The organism is Mesorhizobium sp. M7A.F.Ca.CA.003.01.2.1 (assembly GCF_003998945.1).
In the GTDB taxonomy this organism is placed as follows: Bacteria; Pseudomonadota; Alphaproteobacteria; order Rhizobiales; family Rhizobiaceae; genus Mesorhizobium; species Mesorhizobium ciceri.
In genome coordinates this window covers 1-6,022 of sequence record NZ_RZRA01000278.1, presented here as the reverse complement: position 1 = coordinate 6,022, position 6,022 = coordinate 1, and the positions used below count along the sequence as shown (strand labels likewise).

At 64.1% G+C, this 6,022-nt stretch carries 6 protein-coding genes; 3 read left to right on the top strand and 3 right to left on the bottom strand.

Annotation, left to right across the window (positions count from 1 at the left end):
- The first annotated feature begins 335 nt into the window (after positions 1 to 335).
- Together EN969_RS13595 and glcF are read left to right on the top strand one after the other, a co-directional pair.
- Positions 336 to 1,541 (top strand): FAD-binding protein, encoded by a 1,206-nt coding sequence (locus EN969_RS13595; protein ID WP_024502329.1) that lies wholly within the window; start codon positions 336 to 338, stop codon positions 1,539 to 1,541.
- 10 nt (positions 1,542 to 1,551) lie between these two features.
- Positions 1,552 to 2,877, top strand: coding sequence for a glycolate oxidase subunit GlcF (glcF, locus tag EN969_RS13590; RefSeq protein WP_063170130.1), 1,326 nt, complete (start codon positions 1,552 to 1,554; stop codon positions 2,875 to 2,877).
- Positions 2,878 to 2,889: 12 nt separating this feature from the next.
- Here glcF and EN969_RS13585 read toward each other — a convergent pair whose 3' ends face one another.
- Both EN969_RS13585 and EN969_RS13580 read right to left on the bottom strand, forming a co-directional pair.
- Positions 2,890 to 3,810, bottom strand: a complete 921-nt coding sequence (locus EN969_RS13585; protein WP_027160988.1) for a bifunctional 5,10-methylenetetrahydrofolate dehydrogenase/5,10-methenyltetrahydrofolate cyclohydrolase — start codon at positions 3,808 to 3,810, stop codon at positions 2,890 to 2,892.
- Between the two features lie 260 nt (positions 3,811 to 4,070).
- Positions 4,071 to 4,808 (bottom strand): L,D-transpeptidase, encoded by a 738-nt coding sequence (locus EN969_RS13580; protein WP_032808011.1) that lies wholly within the window; start codon positions 4,806 to 4,808, stop codon positions 4,071 to 4,073.
- Between the two features lie 213 nt (positions 4,809 to 5,021).
- Here EN969_RS13580 and EN969_RS13575 point away from each other — a divergent pair, with 213 nt between their 5' ends.
- On the top strand, positions 5,022 to 5,660 hold the full coding sequence (locus EN969_RS13575) for a DNA-3-methyladenine glycosylase I (RefSeq protein WP_013530355.1): 639 nt from the start codon (positions 5,022 to 5,024) through the stop codon (positions 5,658 to 5,660).
- A gap of 2 nt (positions 5,661 to 5,662) precedes the next feature.
- Here the strand turns inward: EN969_RS13575 and EN969_RS13570 are convergent, their stop codons facing one another.
- Complete coding sequence (locus EN969_RS13570; protein WP_024502332.1) at positions 5,663 to 5,914, bottom strand: hypothetical protein; 252 nt, start codon at positions 5,912 to 5,914, stop codon at positions 5,663 to 5,665.
- Positions 5,915 to 6,022: the final 108 nt, after the last annotated feature.

The following is a 6,022-nucleotide window of genomic DNA, read 5'->3' as shown; positions in this document are numbered from 1 at the left end:
CCATCTGCTCAACCCGGGAAAAGTATTTCCGCAGCTGCGGCGATGCGCCGAGCTTGGGCGGATGCATGTGCACCGCGGGCAGGTGGCGTTTCCGGACATTCCGAGGTTTTGAGGGTGATGACGGCGCGTGAACACCCCCCTCTGTCCTGCCGGACATCTCCCCCTCAAGGGGGGAGATTGGCAGCTTGCGCGCCTCGCCCTTCCGTCATCATTGAAGATTGGCGAAGCCATATGCGACATCTGATCTCCCCCCTTGAGGGGGAGATGTCCGGCAGGACAGAGGGGGGCGCCAGGGAACTCGGCATATCCGAACTCGCATCTGGCGCGGTCTCTTCATGACCACCTTCACCCCGACCACCCCATCCGAAGTCCTCTCCACCATAGCCTGGGCCGTGGCGGAAGAGGCGCCGCTCGAACTCCTTGGCCATGGCTCCAAGCGTGGCATCGGCCGGCCGCTGCAAACCGAACACACGCTCGACCTGTCGAAATTATCTGACGTCACGCTCTATGAACCGGCTGAACTGGTGCTGTCGGCCAAGGCAGGCACACCGTTGGCCGAGATCGAAAAACTGCTGGCGGAAAACGGCCAGCAGCTCGCTTTCGAGCCGATGGATTACGGCCCGCTGCTTGGTGGCGAACCGGGCAAAGGTACGATCGGCGGTGTGCTCGGCGCTAACCTCTCCGGTCCGCGCCGGCTCAAGGCGGGGGCCGCGCGCGACCATGTCCTGGGCATCAATGTGGTGTCCGGTCGTGGCGAGGCCTTCAAGTCGGGCGGTCGCGTGGTCAAGAACGTCACCGGCTATGACATGTCGAAGCTGATGGCCAACAGCTGGGGCACGCTGGCCGTCTTCACCGACGTCACCTTCAAGGTGCTGCCGGCAGCCGAGACCGAAGTCACGCTCGCCATCCGTAGCCTGCTCGACGATGCCGCGGCCGCCGCCATGGCCCTGGCGCTTGGCTCGAGTGCTGAAGTGTCGAGTGCCGCCCACCTGCCGGAGCGGATCGCCGCGCGCGTCGCCAGCGGCAGTCTCGGCAGCGAGGCTGCCACGCTGCTGCGCGTCGAGGGTTTCGGCCCGTCGGTCGCCTACCGCATCGCCGCGCTGAAAACGCTGCTCGGCAATGCCGGCCCGCTGGAGGAGATTGGCGGCGAGGTTTCACGGCTGATCTGGCGCGACGTTCGCGATTGCAGGCCTTTCGCCGACGGCAGCGAGAAGCCGGTCTGGCGCATCTCGATGACGCCTTCTCAGAGCCACCAGATGGTCCTGACGCTGCGCATGCAGGCCGCCGTCAGCGCCTTTTATGACTGGCAGGGCGGACTGGTTTGGCTGCGCATGGAACAGGGCGATCCGGAAGCCGCTCTGCTGCGCGGGCTGTTGAGGAAACATGGCGGCGGCCATGCGACGCTGGTGCGCGCCGCACCCTCGCATCGCGCCGCTCTACCGGTGTTCGAGCCGCAGCCGCCCGCTCTTGCTGCACTATCGGTCCGCCTGAAACAGGAATTCGACCCCAAGAATATCTTCAATCCCGGCCGCATGGCCTAGGACATCAGCGATGCAGACCAATTTTTCGCTTGCCCAGCTTGCCGATCCGCATGTCGCGGAATCGGAAAAGATCCTGCGCAAATGCGTGCATTGCGGCTTCTGCACCGCGACGTGCCCGACCTATGTGACACTCGGCAACGAGCTCGATTCACCGCGCGGGCGCATCTACCTGATCAAGGACATGCTGGAAAAAGGCCGTCCGGCCGACAAGCAGATCGTCACCCATATCGATCGCTGCCTGTCGTGCCTTGCCTGCATGAGCACCTGCCCGTCGGGCGTCAACTACATGCATCTGGTCGACCATGCCCGCGCCCATATCCAGGAGACCTACAAGCGGCCACTGCTCGACCGCCTGACCCGCGCCATGCTGGCCTTCGTACTGCCCTATCCCCAGCGCTTTCGCGCCGCGCTCAAGCTGGCGAAGCTGGGCAAGCCGTTCATAGGCTTGTTCGACAAGGTTCCGGCGCTGAAGCCGCTCAGTGCGATGCTCAAGCTTGCGCCGGCGTCGATCCCGGCAGCTTCGCCGATAGGCTCGCCGGGCATCCATGTCGGGCAGGGGACCAAAAGAGGTCGTGTCGCCATCCTCACCGGCTGCGCGCAATCGGTGCTCGATCCCGCCATCAACGAGGCGACGATTTCGCTGCTGACGCGGCTCGGCGTCGAGGTCTTGGTGCCGCCGGGCGAAGGCTGTTGTGGTGCGCTGGTCCATCATATGGGGCGCGAACAGGCCGCGCTTGCCTCGGCGAGGCAGAATGTCGACGCCTGGACACGCGCCCTCGACCAGGGCGGGCTCGATGCCATCGTCATCACCGCCTCGGGCTGCGGCACGACGATCAAGGACTACGGTTTCATGCTGCGGCTCGACCCGGCCTATGCCGACAAGGCCGCACGCGTCTCGGCACTGGCCAAGGACGTTACCGAATATCTCTCGACCCTCGACCTGCCCGAACCGGTTCGCAAGCCGGGCACTGTCGTTGCCTATCACTCGGCCTGCTCGATGCAGCACGGCCAGAAGATCACCCGCCAGCCGAAAGAACTGCTGGCCAAGGCCGGCTTCATCGTGCGCGAGCCGCGCGAAGGGCATCTCTGCTGCGGCTCTGCCGGCACCTACAACATCCTGCAGCCCGAGATCTCGGCCAAACTGCGCGACCGCAAGGTGAAAAACATCGAGGCGACGGGGGCCTCGATCGTCGCCACCGGCAACATAGGCTGCATCACGCAAATCGCTTCCGCCGCGAAGATGCCGGTGGTGCACACGATAAAGCTGCTCGACTGGGCCTATGGTGGGCCGAAGCCGGAAGGTGTTCTGGAAGAAAGCCTGATCGCTGCGGAATAGGTCGCCCTGTCCTTACTCCGCCGCAAGCCTGTCGGCCGTACCGTAGGTCGCCTCATAAAGCGCGCGCTGGCGGCTGAGCGCGACCATGGTGTTGCGCAGCAGGATGGCGACCGTGATCGGGCCGACGCCGCCCGGCACCGGGGTGATCCAGGAGGCGACCTCGCGCACGCTTTCAGTGTCGACGTCGCCGACGATGCGGCTGGAGCCGTCGGGGGCGATTTCGGAATTGATGCCGATGTCGATGACGGCAGCGCCCGGCTTGACCATGTCGGCCTTGATCAGCCGCGGCTTGCCGACGGCAACGAACAGCGCATCGGCGCGCCTTGCATGGGCGGCGACCGATCGCGTCATGTGGTGGCAGACCGTCACCGTCGCGCCTTCGCTCATCAACAGGAAGGCGATCGGCTTGCCGACGATTTCCGAATGGCCGACGATGACGACTTCCAGTCCCTTGAGGTCGAGGCCGGTCTCCTTCAGCAGCTCGACCGAGGCGGCCGCCGTGCAAGGCGCGAGATCGAGCTGGTTGTAGACGATGTTGCCGATCGAGGCCGGATGCATGCCTTCGACATCCTTCAGCGGATGCACCGCCGCTTGCAGCGTCTTGATGGGGATATGCGCTGGCACGGGCCGCTGGATGATGATGCCGGTAACGCGCGGATCGGCATTCAGGCCGTGGATCGCAGCTTCCAACTCGCCTGCTGTGATGGTGGCGGGAAAGCGCCGTTCCTCGAAATCGATGCCGGCGAGCTCAGCCTTGGCGCGCTGGTTGCGCACATAGACGTCCACCGCATCGGTGTCGCCGACGGTGATCGAGATCAGCTTGGGCGGAAAACCCTCGGCTTTGGCGATCGCTGCGTCCTCGGCAACGGCGGCGATGATGCGCTGGGCGACCGGGCCGCCCTTGAGATAACGGCTGTCTTCGGACAGAGGCATGGGTGAACTCTTTTGTGGAACTTGCCACCGAGATAGCAAAAGAATGCGGCAAAGGGCAGCATGAAAGCGAACCGCTATGCCCGTTGCGCGACGCGTGGGTGGCCTTTTGCCCTCGATTTCTGCTCAAAACGGAAAGGGCAGCGCGGTTTCCCGTGCTGCCCTTCCTGACCGGCCGCATCCCCATACGGCCCGTCCCCCGTATCCCTAAACTGGCCTCGAAACGCGGACTGCTTTGCCGGCCAGGTGATTCGCAAGGACTATTATATCACCTCGACCGTGGTTCCGACATTGACCCGCTCATAGAGATCGACGACGTCCTCGTTGCGCATGCGGATGCAGCCCGACGACACCGCGCCGCCGATCGTCCACGGCTGGTTGGTGCCATGGATGCGGTATTCGGTGGTGCCGAGGTAGAGCGCACGGGCACCAAGCGGGTTCTCCATGCCGCCGGCAAGATAGGTCGGCAAATAGCGGCCCTTGGCGGCTTCGCGCTTGATCATCTGCGCCGGCGGGCGCCAGTCCGGCCACTCGCGCTTGTTGGTGATCTTGTGCGTACCCGACCATTCGAAGCCCGGCTTGCCGGTGCCGACGCCATAGCGCCTTGCCTTGCCGTTCTTCTCGACCAGGAAGAGGAAATTCTGCGTGGTGTCGATGACGATCGTGCCCGGCTTCTGGCCTCCGTCATAGTCGACTTCCTGCGGCAGGTAGATCGGGTTGATCTGGGGACGCGCGACCATGCGCTTGGCCGGCGGCTGCACCGCCGCCGTCTGCACCCGGTCGGGCTGCGCCGGGCGCAGGCGTCGCTGCTGCTGCACCACCTGCCGGTTCTGGCGCACGATGCCGGGCGCATGGCCAAGCTGCAGCACCCAGGGTGCGGAAAGGTCGGGGCTCACCATCACCGGCGGCCTGTCGGCATAGCGGTCGCCGGCGGTTGAGGGTGTGACGCCGGCGGCAAACACAGCCACGGCGCCGAGCACGGGAAACAACACTGTCTTCATCGTAACGCACCTTGATCGTCTGATACAAACGGGTGGAAACGTCCTCCCGGTTCGGCGATCATTGGCGCGCAAGCAGCAACCGAAACATGAATCGGAATGCGTAAAATGCGGCTTTGTCAGTAAACCTTTTGGTGTGGTTACCGCCGGGTTCACGAATCTGGTAAAGCCGCAGTAAATGCCGCGCAAAGCGCGTTAACGAACGGATTTTGGCCTATGGACAAGGAACACACCGGCCTGCTCGCCGGCCCCGACGGTGTCGCGCGCTGCTTCTGGCACGGCAATCTGCCCGACTATCTGCACTATCACGATCATGAATGGGGCCGGCCTGTGGCCGACGACCGCAGGCTGTTCGAAAAGATCTGCCTGGAAGGCTTTCAGTCGGGCCTGTCGTGGCTGACCATACTGCGCAAGCGGGAGAATTTTCGCGAAGCCTTCGCCAATTTCGAATTCGACAAGGTAGCAAGCTTCACCGACAAGGATGTCGAGCGCCTGCTCGGCAATGCCGGCATCATCCGCCATCGCGGCAAGATCGTCTCGACCATCAACAACGCCAGGCGCGCCCGCGAAATGGTGGACGAATTCGGCTCACTGGCCGCCTGGTTCTGGAAGTTCGAACCCGGCAAGGACGAGCGGCCGCAAATCGTCGACCTCGCCCATCTGCGCGCGAACCCGACAACGGCCGTCTCGGTGCGGATCTCGAAGGAGCTGAAGAAGCGCGGCTGGAGCTTTGTCGGCCCGACCACGGTCTACGCCTTCATGCAGGCCATGGGCCTGGTCAACGACCACCTCGAGGGCTGCGCCTGCCGCCAAGAGGTCGAGAAGCAGCGGAAGGCTTTCAGGCGGCCGAAATAGGCTCAGGTGCCGTTGGCGCTGGCCAGCACCAGGCCGGCGACGATCGCCACCACCGTGGCCAGGGTCGGATAGATCACCAGCAGGCCGGTCATCAACGCGTCGCGCATGGATGGTCCCTTGCCGGTGTCGGCGGGTACTTCGAACGGTCCGGCAGCCTGGCTGACCATTTTCGGGACGTTGATGTCGGCCGGGCGCAAGCGTGCGGACAATCCGGCATCGCTGTCGATGGCATGGAATCTTGCTGTGCTGGTCATGGCCGCGAACCCCTCATTCCCGCGCTTTATCGGCGGCGATTGTGTCGGCACGATGCCGCACGCATGGCGGGATTGTTTCATTTGCGGTCCGGATTGGTTTCAAGGAGG

Excerpts from the sequence above, each read along its gene's own strand:
- EN969_RS13595 (WP_024502329.1), top strand. The coding sequence starts at position 336 with ATGACCACCTTCACCCCGACCACCCCATCCGAAGTCCTCTCCACCATA.
- glcF (WP_063170130.1), top strand. The coding sequence starts at position 1,552 with ATGCAGACCAATTTTTCGCTTGCCCAGCTTGCCGATCCGCATGTCGCG.
- EN969_RS13585 (WP_027160988.1), bottom strand. The coding sequence starts at position 3,810 with ATGCCTCTGTCCGAAGACAGCCGTTATCTCAAGGGCGGCCCGGTCGCC.
- EN969_RS13580 (WP_032808011.1), bottom strand. The coding sequence starts at position 4,808 with ATGAAGACAGTGTTGTTTCCCGTGCTCGGCGCCGTGGCTGTGTTTGCC.
- EN969_RS13575 (WP_013530355.1), top strand. The coding sequence starts at position 5,022 with ATGGACAAGGAACACACCGGCCTGCTCGCCGGCCCCGACGGTGTCGCG.
- EN969_RS13570 (WP_024502332.1), bottom strand. The coding sequence starts at position 5,914 with ATGACCAGCACAGCAAGATTCCATGCCATCGACAGCGATGCCGGATTG.